Annotated in this window: 20 protein-coding genes; 12 read left to right on the top strand and 8 right to left on the bottom strand. The window is 40.7% G+C overall.

Annotated elements, in window-relative coordinates:
- Positions 1-446 precede the first annotated feature (446 nt).
- Positions 447-866 carry a hypothetical protein gene (locus ACE1TI_RS18295; RefSeq protein WP_375008983.1) on the bottom strand — a complete coding sequence of 140 codons (420 nt, stop codon included), beginning with the start codon at positions 864-866 and terminating at the stop codon, positions 447-449.
- A 62-nt stretch (positions 867-928) separates the two neighbouring features.
- Here ACE1TI_RS18295 and ACE1TI_RS18290 point away from each other — a divergent pair, with 62 nt between their 5' ends.
- Positions 929-1,060: a YjcZ family sporulation protein gene (locus tag ACE1TI_RS18290; RefSeq protein WP_375008982.1), complete on the top strand. Its 132-nt coding sequence runs from the start codon at positions 929-931 to the stop codon at positions 1,058-1,060.
- A 118-nt stretch (positions 1,061-1,178) separates the two neighbouring features.
- On the opposite strand, the gene ACE1TI_RS18285 is transcribed toward ACE1TI_RS18290, so the two are convergent.
- Positions 1,179-1,589 (bottom strand): hypothetical protein, encoded by a 411-nt coding sequence (locus tag ACE1TI_RS18285; protein ID WP_375008981.1) that lies wholly within the window; start codon positions 1,587-1,589, stop codon positions 1,179-1,181.
- A 162-nt stretch (positions 1,590-1,751) separates the two neighbouring features.
- On the opposite strand from ACE1TI_RS18285, the gene ACE1TI_RS18280 reads away from it, so the two are divergent.
- The gene (locus tag ACE1TI_RS18280; RefSeq protein ID WP_375008980.1) at positions 1,752-2,249 is read left to right on the top strand and encodes a hypothetical protein; all 498 of its coding nucleotides are present in this window, start codon (positions 1,752-1,754) and stop codon (positions 2,247-2,249) included.
- Positions 2,250-2,315: 66 nt separating this feature from the next.
- Here ACE1TI_RS18280 and ACE1TI_RS18275 read toward each other — a convergent pair whose 3' ends face one another.
- Positions 2,316-2,798, bottom strand: coding sequence for a CotY/CotZ family spore coat protein (locus ACE1TI_RS18275; RefSeq protein WP_375008979.1), 483 nt, complete (start codon positions 2,796-2,798; stop codon positions 2,316-2,318).
- A gap of 220 nt (positions 2,799-3,018) precedes the next feature.
- Here ACE1TI_RS18275 and ACE1TI_RS18270 point away from each other — a divergent pair, with 220 nt between their 5' ends.
- Both ACE1TI_RS18270 and ACE1TI_RS18265 read left to right on the top strand, forming a co-directional pair.
- Positions 3,019-3,258, top strand: a complete 240-nt coding sequence (locus ACE1TI_RS18270) for a hypothetical protein (protein WP_375008978.1) — start codon at positions 3,019-3,021, stop codon at positions 3,256-3,258.
- 150 nt (positions 3,259-3,408) lie between these two features.
- Positions 3,409-4,311 carry an MBL fold metallo-hydrolase gene (locus ACE1TI_RS18265; protein ID WP_375008977.1) on the top strand — a complete coding sequence of 301 codons (903 nt, stop codon included), beginning with the start codon at positions 3,409-3,411 and terminating at the stop codon, positions 4,309-4,311.
- 25 nt (positions 4,312-4,336) lie between these two features.
- Here ACE1TI_RS18265 and ACE1TI_RS18260 read toward each other — a convergent pair whose 3' ends face one another.
- The 3 genes from ACE1TI_RS18260 to ACE1TI_RS18250 form a co-directional block, all read right to left on the bottom strand.
- The gene (locus ACE1TI_RS18260; protein WP_375008976.1) at positions 4,337-4,786 is read right to left on the bottom strand and encodes a GNAT family N-acetyltransferase; all 450 of its coding nucleotides are present in this window, start codon (positions 4,784-4,786) and stop codon (positions 4,337-4,339) included.
- 2 nt (positions 4,787-4,788) lie between these two features.
- On the bottom strand, positions 4,789-5,298 hold the full coding sequence (locus ACE1TI_RS18255) for a 2'-5' RNA ligase family protein (RefSeq protein ID WP_375008975.1): 510 nt from the start codon (positions 5,296-5,298) through the stop codon (positions 4,789-4,791).
- A 130-nt stretch (positions 5,299-5,428) separates the two neighbouring features.
- Positions 5,429-6,151, bottom strand: a complete 723-nt coding sequence (locus tag ACE1TI_RS18250; protein ID WP_375008974.1) for an alpha/beta hydrolase — start codon at positions 6,149-6,151, stop codon at positions 5,429-5,431.
- 152 nt (positions 6,152-6,303) lie between these two features.
- On the opposite strand from ACE1TI_RS18250, the gene ACE1TI_RS18245 reads away from it, so the two are divergent.
- Both ACE1TI_RS18245 and ACE1TI_RS18240 read left to right on the top strand, forming a co-directional pair.
- On the top strand, positions 6,304-6,855 hold the full coding sequence (locus ACE1TI_RS18245) for a phosphatidylglycerophosphatase A family protein (RefSeq protein ID WP_375008973.1): 552 nt from the start codon (positions 6,304-6,306) through the stop codon (positions 6,853-6,855).
- Positions 6,856-7,039: 184 nt separating this feature from the next.
- On the top strand, positions 7,040-7,222 hold the full coding sequence (locus tag ACE1TI_RS18240) for a hypothetical protein (RefSeq protein ID WP_091273397.1): 183 nt from the start codon (positions 7,040-7,042) through the stop codon (positions 7,220-7,222).
- A gap of 150 nt (positions 7,223-7,372) precedes the next feature.
- Here ACE1TI_RS18240 and fumC read toward each other — a convergent pair whose 3' ends face one another.
- Positions 7,373-8,761, bottom strand: coding sequence for a class II fumarate hydratase (gene fumC, locus ACE1TI_RS18235; protein ID WP_375008972.1), 1,389 nt, complete (start codon positions 8,759-8,761; stop codon positions 7,373-7,375).
- Positions 8,762-9,281: 520 nt separating this feature from the next.
- Here fumC and ACE1TI_RS18230 point away from each other — a divergent pair.
- The 3 genes from ACE1TI_RS18230 (at position 9,282) to ACE1TI_RS18220 (ending at position 12,767) form a co-directional block, all read left to right on the top strand.
- Positions 9,282-10,643, top strand: a complete 1,362-nt coding sequence (locus ACE1TI_RS18230) for an acetamidase/formamidase family protein (RefSeq protein WP_375008971.1) — start codon at positions 9,282-9,284, stop codon at positions 10,641-10,643.
- Positions 10,644-10,759: 116 nt separating this feature from the next.
- Positions 10,760-11,410 (top strand): class D sortase, encoded by a 651-nt coding sequence (locus ACE1TI_RS18225; RefSeq protein ID WP_375008970.1) that lies wholly within the window; start codon positions 10,760-10,762, stop codon positions 11,408-11,410.
- A gap of 121 nt (positions 11,411-11,531) precedes the next feature.
- On the top strand, positions 11,532-12,767 hold the full coding sequence (locus ACE1TI_RS18220; protein ID WP_375008969.1) for a dicarboxylate/amino acid:cation symporter: 1,236 nt from the start codon (positions 11,532-11,534) through the stop codon (positions 12,765-12,767).
- Between the two features lie 78 nt (positions 12,768-12,845).
- Here ACE1TI_RS18220 and ACE1TI_RS18215 read toward each other — a convergent pair whose 3' ends face one another.
- Positions 12,846-14,459: an alkaline phosphatase D family protein gene (locus tag ACE1TI_RS18215; protein ID WP_375008968.1), complete on the bottom strand. Its 1,614-nt coding sequence runs from the start codon at positions 14,457-14,459 to the stop codon at positions 12,846-12,848.
- Positions 14,460-14,678: 219 nt separating this feature from the next.
- On the opposite strand from ACE1TI_RS18215, the gene ACE1TI_RS18210 reads away from it, so the two are divergent.
- From ACE1TI_RS18210 to ACE1TI_RS18200, 3 genes are all read left to right on the top strand, one after another.
- Positions 14,679-15,251 carry a TetR/AcrR family transcriptional regulator gene (locus ACE1TI_RS18210; protein WP_375008967.1) on the top strand — a complete coding sequence of 191 codons (573 nt, stop codon included), beginning with the start codon at positions 14,679-14,681 and terminating at the stop codon, positions 15,249-15,251.
- Between the two features lie 5 nt (positions 15,252-15,256).
- Complete coding sequence (locus ACE1TI_RS18205) at positions 15,257-15,694, top strand: OsmC family protein (RefSeq protein ID WP_375008966.1); 438 nt, start codon at positions 15,257-15,259, stop codon at positions 15,692-15,694.
- A gap of 192 nt (positions 15,695-15,886) precedes the next feature.
- Positions 15,887-16,144 (top strand): hypothetical protein, encoded by a 258-nt coding sequence (locus tag ACE1TI_RS18200; protein ID WP_375008965.1) that lies wholly within the window; start codon positions 15,887-15,889, stop codon positions 16,142-16,144.
- Positions 16,145-16,282 lie beyond the last annotated feature (138 nt).

Below are 16,282 nucleotides of genomic sequence, written 5' to 3'. Positions count from 1 at the left end.
AGATACCAGGTTGATCCTGTATCTGGGGTTTTTTAATTGTTTAGGAAATTATGTTTTTACAAGGTGGATAACTATCTCCATATTGTTTGATCCGCGTCTAGCTTCAGCGCCCAGCCTCTCGGAGGCCCAAGACGGTTTAAGGAACTTTTGCTAGAATCGCGAACATCGTGTTCGCAACGCAAAAGTCAGCTCATCCTGTGCAAGCCAGTTCGACGTTGTCACAGGACGTGACGTTCTTAGTCGAACATCCTTTAGGACCCTTCTGTTAAAAGACGCACACGTCGACGCACAGGACGTGCTAAAGTCGCCAATGCCACAGGACGTGGCGTTTTTGGCGACGAAAGTGCAACGCAGAAGTCACCACATCCTGTGGAAGTAAGAGCGCCTTTATTGCCTGGAGAACATTTACCTGTCGAGGCTTACCAGGGCGCTTGCGCTTTTGTTCTTTAAAAGAACTGTCCGATCAGCCATGGCCAAAATCCCCCGCCTTGATCGGGACCTCCACCCGGACCTCCATATAGCGGACGGGGAGGGCGTCCTCCACCTGGACGAGGGGGGGCAGGACCGAAATAGGGACTGATACCCACTAAATCACCGTGATAGACTTGTATGTATTGACGCCGGTAGAAAGGCGGCTGGTATATAAACATAGACACCATGCCGGTGCGGCGGTTATAGTCAAGGACATATGCTATAACTCGGCCGTCACCGGGGATAAATGTTTCAGTCCACTGGTTCACATACCGAATAATGACAATAGGAGGAATATATTGAACAGAAGGCTGCTGGGGATGGCGTATACCCTGTAACAGTATATGGAAGTTTGAAAAATCTGTGCATGTATCTATAAAGATAAACGTTTCCATTTTAGGTACCGTACTTCGTTAAAGAATCGAGCGGAACCATTCTGGGTAAAACGCATATAGCTATGGTGAGAAGGATTTTCTCAATCTTCCTTAGAAAGGGAGGAAGGCAAATGTCCGGTTATTACAACAGTTTCACTCTCATCGTCGTTCTATTTATTTTGCTCATCATTGTAGGTTCTGCGTACGTTTGCTAAACGAAGCAAAAAAATTGGTGGAGGTAAGGTTCTGGTCCCGGCTGGAACCTTTTTATAGTTTATAAAAAAGACAGCTGTATTTTCATAGGCCCTCGTGGAGGCAAATGCTTTATCATCGTTAAGACAGACGAGCACCAAACCGAAAATAATATAATAATATATAAAAGAGAAGCTGCGTAAATACAAGAAACAAAGGTGCACGTCCTGCCATTTCGCCAAGCATTGGAGCCATAATCCCTGCCATTAACCCATTACATGCGCCGGTCATAGCCGAATCAAAATCAAATAAGCTGCCAAACAAAAGTCCGCAGCTCAGTCCGAGTACCGCTGCTGCTATACTCGTTTCAATGAGAAAACCAGGATGCATATACGTAAACAAAAAGCCTGTACAAAGAGCAAATAAAGTCACTGGCGTCATGATTGCATTCATAATAAAGGAGGAGGGGCGCCACTTATTTTTTCGCTCGGCTAAAAACATATAAAGAGTGATGACCAGTAATATATTTCCTCCAAAAAGAAACCAGAGCATGTTTTTCCCTCCTATTCCTTCCCTTTAGGCAAACAAGGCAGTTTATCCAATAATTATGCAAAGGGAAAGGAAAGGTTGCCAAAAAATAAATGAGAATGAAAGTGTTCGATACGCATATAATGCAACAGGAGCTAAACAGTGTTTGCCGGGAGGGATGAAACAATGGAGAAAAACAAGGTTAAACAGGCCGAGCCGTTGTATTATATTGAACAGCCTTCTTTTTCAAATATTACAGGAAGCGGACAAACGTTATCCGTTCGAAAAAAGATCGGCAGCAAATCGAATCCAAAGCAGGAAAAAAAGAATAAAAAAATCAAGCAGAAATCAAAACAAAAAAAGGAAAAGCAATCATCTGAAGAATCAAATGAATTTGAAGAAGAATTAAAAAATGAAATAGAAAAAGAGGAAGAAATAGAAGAAGCAGACGACGAGGAACAAACGGAAGAGCCAAGTAAAAATGTCAAAGAAATGCTTCAATATATTGAAACGCTCCCACACTTTATTCAGCCGGTAATCGCTTGTGAAACCAAAGACAAACATTTACAAGGAAAACTTCTATATGCTGAAAACGGGGAAGTGGTCATGCAGGATAGAAGAAACTTTTCTAGAATTATTGTTAAAGATAAAGATATTACGGACATGTATATTGTTAGTTTATAAATTAGTTTATAAGAAAAAGGCAGAGGGAACAGGGAGATCTATTCCCTTTGCCTTTTCAATAAAATGTTATTTGCATTTATGATGCTTATCAATATCGCCTACTAAGTTTGGATCCAGACATTGAATAGCGCAGAAGCAGTCAAGATCGACTTCAATACAGTGTCTTGTGCGTTCGAGTTCATCAACTTCGCAAAGTGAAGTAGGGTCAACGCAGCATTTATCGAAGTCTAAGTCAATATCCGGGCGCAATAAAGACAATGTTGCACAGCAGTTCTTTTCGTCAACTTTTTCTACGCGGAAAAAGACGGTTTGGAAGCAGTCGTCCCTTCCGAGCGCCCCGGTTGCAAAGAAATAATTACCTTTTTTGTTTTGAAGAAGAAATGGGACCGTATCTAAACCATTGTTGTTTCCAGTCGGGCTTAATAAATCGTTAAAGCAGCTGTTTCTGCAATCAGCTCTATCATCAACTGCCTCCTGGGCCTCTTTAATCGCTACTACTGCATCGCATACGCAGCTTCCAGCGTCGCTGTCGTGTTTTCTACAACCCATGTCTTTCACTCCTTTAGCTTCTTTTCTTTACTATCATATATCCAAACGTCTAAAAAGGTGTTAATTATTCGCTACAAATAAAGAATTGGGCGTATGCCATTATTTAGATAAAAACAGGATTAGAACAGAGGCCAGAGGGTATACATAATATAGAAAAGCAGAAGCTTGATAGGGGTTTGTCAAAATCACGCAACTTTCTTAATAATAAGGGAGTGAGAATATGGGGTACGTTGCACCGACTAAAAATGAACAGGCTGTAAATTATGGAAGCCGCCTCGCAGAGAATGAGCCAGCTGTTCGTAAAATCCAGCCGATTTCACCTGCAGCATGGCAGAAAATCAGCCATCAAGATGAAAGAAATGCTTATAGATTTGAAGAAGAAATGGATGTTATGAGAAAACGCAGAGAAATGGAGAAAAAAATTTACGGAAAGGGGCGACGGTTCGACGCACAGGCCTAACATTGAAAGGTGTCCCATACTTATAATAAAACCGTGCTCTAAATTTCAGAAGGCGGTTCTTTGTGTAATAAAAACATGGTTTACTCTCTCATATTTGGATATATTTTTATTTTCCTTTAAAATATGGGTAAACAGAAGAGAGGTTACCATATGAAACTGGTACATATAAAAGAAAACATCTATTATCTCGATCATGCGGTGAACATGGGGTATATCCAACATGAAAACAAAGGCCTTCTTATTGACGCGGGCATTGATAAGGGAACAGCTAAAAAGGCGTGGAAGCTATTGAAGGAAGCCGGGCTTCCGGTTACAGACCTTTTTATTACTCATGCTCATACAGACCATTTTGGAGGAGCTGCCTGGTTAAAAGAAAACGCTGAAGTTACAGTACATGCGACCCAACTGGAAGGTGCTGTATTAGAAAACCCGAGACTCGAACCCATTTATTTATTTCAAGGGGTCGAACCGCTGTCTGAATTAAGAAATAAATTTCTAGAAGGGCCGCCCGTTCAAGTAGATCATGTTGTAAAAGAAGGTCCTTTGAAAATAGCAGGAATAGAAGGAAGGGTATGTGCTTTGCCCGGACACAGTTATGAGCAGGCAGCTTTTTTAACGAAAGGCATCCTTTTTGCCGCAGACAGTTACTTTGAGGTGTCTTATTTAGAAAAGCACATTATACCATTTATGATTGATGTTAAGGCCGCTCAGCACTCTCTTCAGTATCTTCTTTCCATCGAGGCCGAGGGAGCCGTGCCAGGACATGGGGAATATGAGACAGCGTTTAAAGAAACTGTACAACAAAACATAAAATGGCATTCATCATTATTATACGAACTTGAGATGGTATTAATGGAGCAAAAGAGCTCAACTGTTGAAGGGTTAACAGCCAAATTTCTCCGCAAGAAAAATATTTCCCTTTCCAATATAGGAGGGATGGTTATATTTCGAACAGCAGCATTAGCATATATGAAAGCTTTAGTGGATGAAGGAAAGGCTGAATTTTTCACTGAAAACTATTATTTTAAGATCCAGCCTTCCTCGAAGCGATAAGAGAAAGTACTCTGAGCATCATAGATTAAATAGACTGAGATCCGGCTTGGAGTGCTTTTTTCATCTCTACGTGGGGAATACCGGCGTCCAAAAATTCACCAGATGTGACATGATATCCAAGCTTTTTGTAAAAGTCAGCAGCGCTGATTTGCGCATTTAATTTCATAGAAGGAAAGTTATCTTTTTTTGCTTTTTCTTCGATGGCTTCCATGATTAAGCGCCCGGCCCCGGTATGGCGGTATTGGGCAAGTACACATATGCGCTCCACTTTTGCATATCCATCCACATAGCGAAGGCGTCCCGCTCCTATCGGATCGCCGTGGTCATAAGCTACAAAGTGCAAAGCTGTTTCTTCAAATTCATCTACCTCTTCTTCTTCTGGAACATTTTGTTCCTGTACAAATACTTCAAATCTCACTTTGAAAGCGTCATTTAGCTCTAATTGCTGCTTGGAGGAAACTTCTTTTACTTCCACAGTTATACTTCCTTTCCTAAACGAAACGTTTCGTATACAGTCCAAGAACCATCTTCTAACTGATATAAAAGCTGGATTCTGTCAATAATTTCTTCATGATGAATATCTTTCATCTTTAATTGATCCACAACATCAAAGTGTTCATCATCGGTTAAATCCCTGCCTATCGTCAGGTGGGGGGTGAATTCTTCTTTTTGGTCTTTGTTCGCTTCATTTAATGATTCATATAAAGAAAGAAGCGTTTCGTTTGGTTTGATTTTTAGAAAAATTTTATTTTCTTTCGGATGAAAGGTATCGGCTTTATAAATCGTTAGAGGAAAAGGAGGTGTCTTTGCAGAAATATTTCGTATGTTTTTGATTTCTGCTTCAAGCTCGCCTTCCTCTATCTCATAAGGTGATTTTAACGTGACATGCGGCGGTATCCATGAGTAATGAGTATCATAGCGTTTTCGATAAGAATTCGCGATATCCTGTAATTGTTTAGATGGAAAAAAAGCTACACCATACTTCATCCCTTACCCCTCCGTTTGGCTCTTTTAATGGATTAATTGTATCCACCGGAGCACGCACCTGTTTGTTGGCGGCGAGTCCTCGGCTCAGTGGCTTTTTTAAAAGAAGACACATTTTTTAAGTTTATTCCCGTTACGTATGAATATCAAACATAAATCGAAGGGCGTTTGCAATATCTTTTTCCCAGTATTTCCAAAAATGGCCTCCTTCAAATTCATGATAATAATAACGAGCTTTTCCTTTTTTTAAAATATTATGTAATTGTCGGTTTGGGGTAAGAAAATCTTCTATCGTTCCGTTTGTCGTTTTTACTTTTGTTTCTTCGGTTCCAATCATATGATAAATATCAAAACTGTTCCATTCTTGATTGTCTATCACTAATTGCAACACATTGTTATCAACGTACGGAGAATGCATCATCACTCTTGAGAAAGAATGAGGGTAATAAAGTGCCGCCAGTAAAGAAATGGTGGCGCCTAATGAATCTCCCATTAATGTTCTCCCATGAGCCAGACTCCAGGTCGAATAAGTTTTTTCTAAAAAAGGCAGGAGTTCTTTTACTAAAAATTGTAAATATGTATAGTGGGCTTTATTTTCTGGATGGTACCATTTTCTTCTCATTTCTACAGAAGGGTAGGGAATTCCCACCACAATAGTGTCTCTTGCTCCTTCCTTCATGGCAGCTTCCATTTTCCTACCGATCCGCCCAAGCTGGAAATAATCTCTGCCGTCCTGGGCAATAGCGAGATGGTACGTATATAATGCATTATAATTAGGCGGCAAATACACAGGCAGATCAAAAGTATGCTCTAAAAGGTCACTGTGAAAGGATAAAGATGTCATTTTACCGTTCACGATGTTTAACTTCCTTTCTCTACGGTAATATCGAATAGGTATCTTCTGACATATATGTATTAATAACAAACTAATCGTTATTGTATCACATGCAGAAATGAAACAAATATCCCAAGCATATGATAGAATGGAAATAAGAGGAGGCTTTTATCATGAAAAAACCTGTACCTTGTGATGTAGTCGAAGATGCTGCTCGAAAAGCATTAAAAAACAGAGGCGTTGAAGTTAAAGATATAGCTGATATTGTATATGAAATGCAAGTCAAATATGCTCCTAATTTAACAAAAGAAGATTGCTATGAAAGTGCAGATGCGGTTCTTTGTAAAAGAGAAATCCAGCATGCCATTCTTGTAGGAATTGAGTTAGATAAACTGGCAGAAAAAAATATGTTGTCTGAACCTTTGCAATCTTTAGTAGACACAGATGAAGGATTGTTTGGCGTGGATGAAACGATAGCGCTTGGCTCTGTGTTTGGATTTGGAAGCATTGCGGTGACAACTTTTGGATATTTAGATAAAGAAAAACATGGAGTCATCAAACGACTGGATGAAAATAAAGATCAAGTTCACACCTTTTTAGATGATCTTGTAGCAAGCATCGCTTCAAGCGCATCTGCGAGACTGGCTCATAGAATGAGAGACAAAGAAGAAAACAAAAGAAAAGATCAAATTAGAAAGAGAGAAGATGAAGAATTAATCGGGTAAGCTGCGGCTTAACAGAAAAGGGAGCTGTTCACTACGGGATGGCTCCTTTTTTGATGGGTTGATACGTGAAGGATGAAGCAGGGCCATCCCTTATACCCTTATTAAAATTTGAGAAAACGTGATTTTTCAGCGAAAATGGGATAAAATAGTAAGGAAAATATTAAAAGGAGTAGGAGTTAGTGCGATGGCATATAAACCACGCTGGATCTATTGGAAACAAACGTTTCGCTCCAAATTTCAAGCCGGATGCTTGAAAGCAAAGCTAGAGGAAAACTGGCACAATGGATATGAGATTGGGCCCTTTGTGGAAATTCGTAAATTAAAAACTAACAAATATGTAGTGCGCTATACATATGACGAAGCATAGCGCAGCCATTTTGTATTAAAAACTTGGTGTGCCGCCGGGTTCTACCACTGTTCAACTGATGAAAAAGCTGACACGGGTTATGTTCCCGGTCAGCTTTTTTGATGAGTCTGTCATGTTGACATGAGCAGAATCTCGTCGTTTAATAGGCATTTATTCTTGGGGAGAAATCATTTTAGATGGATCAACAATCTCTTCAAATTGCTCTTCGGTTAACAAGCCGCTTTCAAGCACTGCTTCTTTAAGCGTTTGGCCTTTTTCATGGGCTGATTTTGCAATTTTTGCTGCATTTTCATACCCGATATGTGGGTTAAGCGCAGTAACCAGCATTAAAGAGTTACGTAGATGCTCTTCGATTTTTTCATGATTTGGTTCAATGCCGACAGCACATTTATCGTTAAAGGAAACCATGGCATCTGCCAGTAAGTAGGAAGATTGCAGGAAGTTATAAATGATCACCGGCTTAAATACATTTAATTCAAAGTTCCCCTGACTGGCCGCAAATCCAATGGTTGCGTCATTTCCCATCACTTGAGATGCGACCATCGTTAACGCTTCGGACTGAGTAGGGTTGACTTTTCCTGGCATAATAGAGCTTCCCGGCTCATTTGCAGGAATGGTGATTTCACTAAGACCGGAACGGGGACCGCTTGAAAGCCAGCGCACGTCATTTGCAATTTTCATTAAGTCAGCTGCAAGGCCTTTTAATGCACCATGAGCATAATTGATTTCATCGTGACTTGTTAGCGAGTGAAATTTGTTCGGTGCAGAACGGAAGGATTTTTCCGTAACGGTGCTGATTTCTTCTGCTACATATTCCCCAAATTTAGGGTGTGCATTAATGCCAGTGCCGACAGCTGTTCCGCCAATCGCGAGGTCTTTTACGTGTTCGATGCTTTCTTTAATCATCTCACTGCTCTTTTCAAGCATGCGGTTCCATCCGCTGAATTCCTGACCGAGTGTAAGAGGTGTAGCATCCTGCAGGTGAGTGCGTCCGATTTTAATAACATCTTCAAATGCTTGCTGCTTTTCTTTCAAAGTATTTTTTAGAATATCTATGGCCGGCAGGACATCGTTTTCTACTTTTTCAACGGCTGCAATGTGCATAGCTGTCGGGAAGGTGTCATTAGAGCTTTGGGAGCGGTTGACATCATCATTTGGGTGGATGGTGAGGTCTTCTCCTTTTTCTTTTAAAATTTCTGTTGCGCGACGTGCTAATACTTCATTCATATTCATATTAGACTGGGTGCCGCTGCCTGTCTGCCAAACCACAAGAGGGAAGTGGTCATCGAGTTCTCCGCTTAATACTTCATCAGCTGCCTTGGCAATAGCATCCGCTTTTTCTGGCTCTATTTTATTAAGCCGTTTGTTAGCAAGAGCTGCGGATCGCTTAAGAATCGCAAATGCATGAACAACTTCGATAGGCATTACTTCTTTTCCAATTTTAAAGTTCTCAAGGCTTCGCTGTGTTTGCGCCGCCCAATGTTTATCCGCGGGTACTTTCATTTCTCCAAGCGTATCTTTTTCAATTCTGTAATCCATGTTGAATGCCTCCTGCTTTTGTTTTTGCTGTTTTTAATTCCCATCTAAGAATTCGAGAGGAATGTCGAATTCCCTCTTTATAGAGTAGAAAAAAAATGAAAAAAAGAAAACCCCCTCTCTTATGGCGCAAGAAAAAAGACTTACTTTTTTACTATATTCCTATATATTTTAATAATAATGCCGATACAATTATTGGTAATTTGAATTTTTTATATAGTGAAAAGTCCTTTTTACACAAATGAAAGTTATTTTTACCTATCGCTTGACTTTAAGTTAGATGGTTTTTGTTCATATCCCCTTTGTCCGTTTAAGAAATATTGCGTATGACCTTCTCTGATACTTCGCCTCTTGCACTTCCTTCTTTGCTTCTTCATTCAATTATTTGTCTTAAAAGCTAGTATTCTCCCATTTCAATTGAAAAATAAAAAAGGGTGTAAGATAATCTGTCGACTTTGTTTCCTCCCCTTACATATGTTGTTAAGGTTTAAATTGTTCATACATCGTAAGGGGGAAAATACATATGAAAAAGTTTAAGCTTGCAGTAGCAGCAGTTCTCGCAGTTTCTGCATTTCCTTCAGGAGCTTTTGCAGAAATGGAAGGAGAGTTTGAATTTCCTCTCCAACCTCTAGAAGAACCATCGGAAGCAGAAGGCGATAATTATGTGCCGTCTTCACAGGAGAACATAAGCTGGGGAGAATTACCCAACCGGAACAGCGAACCTGTTATGGAAATCGACTCCGGGGAAACCGTTACCTTTGATACGGTATCACATGAAGGTATCTTAGAAGACCAAGGAAGAGATCCAGAAGAGTACTTTGGTCAACACGGGGTTGAACCTGGCGAAGTATTAGAAGACGCAAAAGAAATCGCAAATTCGGACATTGGCCATGATTTCGAGGATCACGGGCCGCATGTAGTTACAGGGCCCATAGCTATAGAAGGAGCAGAACCTGGAGATGTATTAAAGGTTGAAGTTCTTTCCTTGGAGCCTCGCGTACCATATGGTGTTATTTCAAACCGCCACTATAAAGGAGCATTGCCTGAAGAGTTTCCTGAAAATGAAGGACCACAAGAAGGAGCTAGTGAAGAAAATCCAGAACTTTATAATAATGTATCAACGTTTACTCCCATTGAAGAAAGAGATGGGAAATGGTACGGAGAAATTCCAGGTGAAGATATCCAATTTCCACTTGATCCGTTTATGGGTGTAATGGGAGTGGCCACCGATACAGAAGAATATGTGCACTCGGTACCTCCAACTCACACGGGAGGAAATATAGATATTAATGAAATGGGAGAAGGATCAACGTTGTATCTTCCTGTAGAAGTAGAGGGAGGCATGTTCTTCACTGGAGATCCCCACTTCGCTCAGGGTGACGGAGAAGTAGCTCTTACAGCATTGGAAGCATCACTACGAGGAACCTTTCGGGTTAGTGTTCTGAAAAATGGTGAAAATGAGATCCCGGGAGATAATACAAACTTCGATCAGCCATTTGGAGAAACGGAGGATTTCTGGATTCCAATCGGCTTGGATGAAGATTTAGATGAAGCCATGAAAGAGGCTGCTCGTGAATCCATCGATTATCTATCCGAGGAATTCGATGTAGACCGAGCCAAGGCATTTGCATATCTCAGTGCTGCAACAGACTATGAAGTATCACAAGTGGTAGATAAAACCAAAGGAATTCATGCCTTAATCCGTAAAGAAGATTTTGCTGCAAAGATGGAAGACCAATCTGAGGGGAATAAAGAAGAAGTTTTGGAAGAAGGGGGCGAACTTCCAGATACTGCATCAAATAATTCCCAGTTTATGTTATGGGGCACTCTTATCATTGCAGCGAGCGGATTACTGCTTGAAATAAGAAAAAGAAAGCAAATGTAAATGAAATAATTTTAAAGAAGCTGTCTCTGAACCCTCGTCCCGTCCAGAGACAGCTTTTGCTCTTCAAAAAGGTTGTTAATTCTAGTATCATTTTCTGGTTAAGAGAGGCGATGACGTTGAAAACTTGGGATAAGCTCCTCAGTTGTTTAATCATAGCGGGAGTCTTTATCACTGGTTATTTTGGTTATCAATGGTGGCTTGGATTTCAGTCTGTCGAAAGTTTACCGGCCAAAGCAGTGGAAACTTGGAATAGGACTCCACACGTTGAGACTATGGAAAGAACAATAGATGCAACAGAGGCAAGAGAAGAAAGCCCAGTTATGAGTAATGAAAATACTACTTACGAAGAAGGAGAAGAAATCGGTAGATTGGTGATCCCTAGAATAGAAAAAAGATTCTACACGTATTGGGGGGCTGATGATGAAACACTCGACCGAGGAGTTGGCCTATACGTCAGTAAGTGGACAACCACGCCTGATCAAGAAGGGCTCACAGTTCTCAGCGGCCATCGAGACACCGTATTTACTAATCTAGACCAAGTAGAAACAGGGGATTCTATCTTTTTAGAATTTGAACAAAAACGTTATGAATATCAAGTAGAAGACATTTGGATCACAGATGCCGAAGACCGGACTGTGATAGTGGAAAAAGACGAAGCTGCATTAACACTAACAACATGTTACCCATTTGATTTTGTCGGAAGCGCACCGGACCGATATATCATCGAATCAACATTAGTCGGTGTTGGAGAGATAGGAAAGAGGTGAATTCCGGGACGTCTAACTCTCGAGCCACTTGTTTTGCTAAAATAAAAATACAATAAAAGGAGCATTCTATAGGTAACATGGACTGGGGTGGATATAATTAACTCTAGTAAGGGGGGAACGGATGATGACGATGTGGAAACGATATATAGAGGCATCCTTAACTAAAAAAATCACCGTGGCTCTTATTCTTGGTTTTCTCACCGGTCTGATCTTTGGTGAAAAGACAGCTGTACTTGAACCGTTCGGGGACCTGCTGCTTCGTCTCCTTCAATTTATTATTGTACCTCTGATTTTGTTTACGCTCATCGTTGGTGTCAATCAGACAAGGATCGTCCGTTTAGGACGTATGGGCGGCAAAGTGTTTTTATATTATTTAGTGACATCAGCATTAGCTATTACGGTTGGAATAGGGGTGGCCAGCTTGTTCAATCCTGGAACAGGCATGACACTCGAAGGGAATGAAAGCGTCGATGTGCCGGAAAATCCCGGCATCGCAGACGTCCTCTTAAATATTGTTCCAGAAAATATAGGAACAGCTTTTACGGAAATGAATCTTCTCGGAATTATATTTACCGCAATTGTCTTCGGGATTGGTATTTCCTATTTAAGGTCGTCCGCTGAACAGAGTGAGCTAGGGGAACGTATCTACAGAGTGGTGGAAGCGCTCAATGAAACAACACTTATTGTTATGAAAGGCTTGCTTCAATACGTGCCGATTGGTATTTTTGCCATTATTGCGGGTGTTGTCGGAAGCCAGGGGGCAGACACGCTATTTTCCTTAGGGAACTTCATCTTTGTTCTATACGTGGCTCTTCTCTTGCAGCTTATGTTTTATATTGTCATTTTGCTGATGGTGAAAAAAAGACCCGGTACCTTTTTTCGTGAAGCACGAAGCCCAATGATTACTGCTTTTGTAACACAAAGCAGCTCCGGGACTCTTCCGCTCACCCTTACTGCCGCAGAAAATCTAGGCTTGTCCAAAAGCCTGTATGGTTTCAGTCTGCCGTTTGGCGCCACTATTAATATGGATGGTGCTGCTATTCGTATTGCGGTATCAACTGTCTTTGCTGCTAACGTTATTGGACAGCCGCTTGGCTTTGCAGACATCCTGCAGATCGTTCTAATTGGCACCCTTGCATCAGTCGGAACAGCAGGTGTTCCCGGTGCCGGGATCATTATGATTGCAACCGTATTTTCCCAGCTCGGCCTCCCGATGGAAGCTGTAGCCATACTCGCTGCCGTAGATGTCCTGATCGGTATGGGCGCGACCTGCCTGAATGTTACCGGTGACCTCGTAGGTACGACAGTCATCAATAAAACGGAGAAAAAAGGGAAAGAAACGGTGAATGCCACATAACGTAGTTTGAATAGAACCTGTTATGAATGAATCGTTTCATAACAGGCTCTTTAACTTTGGTGAACAGAAAAAGTTTTATCAGTCTACTAGAGCCCCTATTTTATTTTCTTTAGAGGCTCCGATTTCTTTGGCACCTGCTTTACCATTCTCTACAACCCAGGACGTCATGGTATAGGCTTTTTCTTCCGTACTATTGGCAGAGGAAACAACACGATAATCACTGCGCCATGAATCTTGTGTTAATTCACAACGTACATAACCACGTCGGTCGCCATTAAAGAATTTAACGTGAGGATTGACAGAAAGGGCCTCCTCTACTTCCCCTTTCCATCCACAGCCAGAACTGATGGAAGTGCCAACAAATTCTACAGCCAGTGTTTCTGAGTCTTTATTATTAAAATCCTCTTTTAGGTCATTTACCCAGCTAGAATGCCAATCTCCTGAAATAGCAATAGGGTTTGCGGGTTGATGATTTTTTATATATTCTAAAAGACGTTCTCGCTCAGCAGCGTAACCGTCCCATTGATCATGGTTAACACTTACACCTTGACCAGTATCATAGTCAAATTGAGCCATAATCGTTTGCTGGGCTAGGACATTCCAACGAGATTTTGATTGACTAAGGTTACGGAACAGCCAATCTTCTTGTTTAGAGCCCATCAATGTTCTTGAAGGATCGTTTGTATCTGGATCAAGAGGACCTCCTGGGAAACCCTCATGTAATTGGTCATCACGGTATTGCCTTGTATCTAGGACATTAAACTCGGCAAGGTCACCAAACGTAAACTGACGGTATAGCTGAATATCAGATCCATGCGGTTTGGAACGAAGTCTTAGGGGCAAATGTTCATAGTATGCTTGAAAAGCGGCAGCCCGAATTTCCAAGAATCTGTCGTTGGACTCCTCATTGTCTGGTTGGGAAATGTCATTGGCCCAATTATTCTCGACTTCATGATCATCGAAAGTCACGATGAACGGAAACGCGGCATGAGCAGCTTGCAGGTCAGGTGACGTTTTATAGAGGGCGTGGATATTGCGGAAGTCAGCAAGAGTTTCAGTATCAGCATTCTCATAAATATAGTCCCCAAGATGGACCACAAAATCGAGGTCTTCCTGTGCCATATTTCGATAAGCAGCGTAACGTCCCCCCACCCATGCTTGGCATGAAGCCATCGCAAATTTTAAGTTTTTAACATGCGCACCATGATTAGGTGCAGTTTTTGTTTTTCCAATTGGACTCGTCTTGTCACCAGCAATAAATCGATAGAAATATTTTCTAGATGGTTTTAAGCCATGAACCTCAGCATGAACAGAGTGTGCTAATTCCGAAGTCGCCACTTCCGTCCCTTTTTTTACGATCTTATTAAAATTTTCATCTTCTGCTACCTCCCATTGAACTAATACATTTTTATTCGGCATTCCACCTTGTCCATCACCTGCAGTCGGATCTGGAGCTAGTCTTGTCCATAACACAACGCCGTCGGGCAACGGATCTCCTGAAGCTACTCCGAGAGTGAAAGGAGATTTTTCAAACGTAAATGAATGATCCGCCTCATTATCTTTAGCTGCTAATGAGTGAGGGATAGTAAGTCCAATAGTTGTAGCAAGTGCTGTTTTTCCGGATACTCCAATGAAATCACGCCGATTTAATTTTTTTGAATCAATGTCTTTTAACCATTTTTCGTAACTCATAACCCTTCGCTCCTTATGTAAGAATTTAAACCGTACAAATTATTAATAACATAAAAATAATTGGAAAAACTAAACTTTACTTAACCAATAGATAAACTTTAAAGAGTTTACGAGTATGTAATTAACGAAAAAACCTTTTGAGCAAATTACTTTGGTTTACTCCCTCAAAGCATGTTATATTTATTTTGTACCAACCGGTTGGTTTTGAAAGGTGATAGTATGAGTGATAAGAAACATAAAATCATTTCTGTCGCAGCAGAGTTGATTCATTCAAAAGGTTACGAGGCTACAAAAATCCGTGATATTATGGCTGCTGCTGATATAGGGAAAGGTCAATTTTATCACTATTTCTCTTCTAAAAAAGAGCTTGGCTTAGCAGTGATAGAACATTTTGTATTCACGTGGGAAAACGAGTTAATTCATGGCATTTTGGGATCCGACAAATCCTCAGAAAAAAAGTTGAAAGAAATGCTGGAATGGGCAGTGGATTATCATGAAAACCTTCCGAATATGTTTGGATGTCCATTTGGTAACTTGGCTCTAGAGATGAGTGAGCATGATGAAGAATTCCGTAAGAGGATCAATAATTTATTCCACCAATGGATCCATTGCCTTGAGGGGGTGATAAAAGAGTTGAGTGGTGAGCAACGGGCATTGCAAAAGGCTCAATCCTTAGTAGCCCAAATTGAAGGCGGTATTCTATTGATGAAAAATTATCAGGATATCGCAATTTTAAAAGAGATAATAGAGTCGATTCAGTTACAATATTTAGAAAAACCAAAAGGAGTATGATTAAGATGGCTAAAATGAATGAAAAGATTACAGCCGTATCAAAAGGGATGAATACAAAAGGAATGTCTCATAACCATCAGGTTGTTATTGATGAGCCTGCGAATATGGGAGGAACAGATGAAGGGGCAAATCCATTAGCAACGTTGCTTATTTCTCTGGCAGGGTGTGAAAATGCGATTGCTAACTTTGTGGCAAAAGAACTTGAATTTGATCTTCAAGGGATCGATTTTGAAATTAATGGGGAACTCGATCCTCGAGGAATGATGGGGGAAGAAGGGGTTCGTCCATACTTCCAAAAAATCACGGTTAATGCTACGGTTCACACAAGTGAATCTGAAGCACGTGTTAAAGAACTGCAAGAAACCGTCGATTCTCGTTGTCCTGTATATACAACATTGGTAGCAGCAGACGTAGAAATGATCCCGAATTGGGGAAAGGCTTAACAGAACTAAAAGTTGTTTTAAGAAAGTCTATCCTCCTGAATAGCTCCTAAGAAATCAACAAGATGAAATATAAAAAACAGAGTAATCTTAGCGGAAAGTTTCACGAGGAAGAATATGAAAGTTAAAAGCAATTATAAAAGACGATTAATTTGTCTAGATCCAAAATTATCTTAAACGAAAGGGTGAAATTCTATGAAAAAGAAGCTCCCTCTAGTTATGACAATTGGTTTGGCTGCTTTAATAGCCATCGGACAATCAGGATTGGCTGAAGAATCGGAGAATAATCAAATGGGAAATATGATGAATGGTAATGGCATAATGAGTATGATGGACAATGTTAATATATCTAAAATGATGAATGCCATGAATTCACCTGAAGGAAAAAATATGATAGATGCTTGTGGAGATTATATGGAATCTTTTGGTGAAGAAGAAAGAGAAGAAAAGTAAGAATCTCTAAGAAAGGGGCTGTCCCAAAACCCCTAAAATAAAATCTCCACCGGAGTCATCTTTTAGATGGGACCGGTGGAGATTTTTCATGCTCCGATGGAGATATGTGTCTTTTGGCGGCGTTTTGCCGCCGCCACT

It is taken from the genome of Alteribacillus sp. JSM 102045, from assembly GCF_041949975.1.
Classification (GTDB): Bacteria; Bacillota; Bacilli; order Bacillales; family Marinococcaceae; genus Alteribacillus.
Note: the sequence above shows the minus strand (reverse complement) of the source record. Positions and strands in the feature narration are given on the sequence as shown.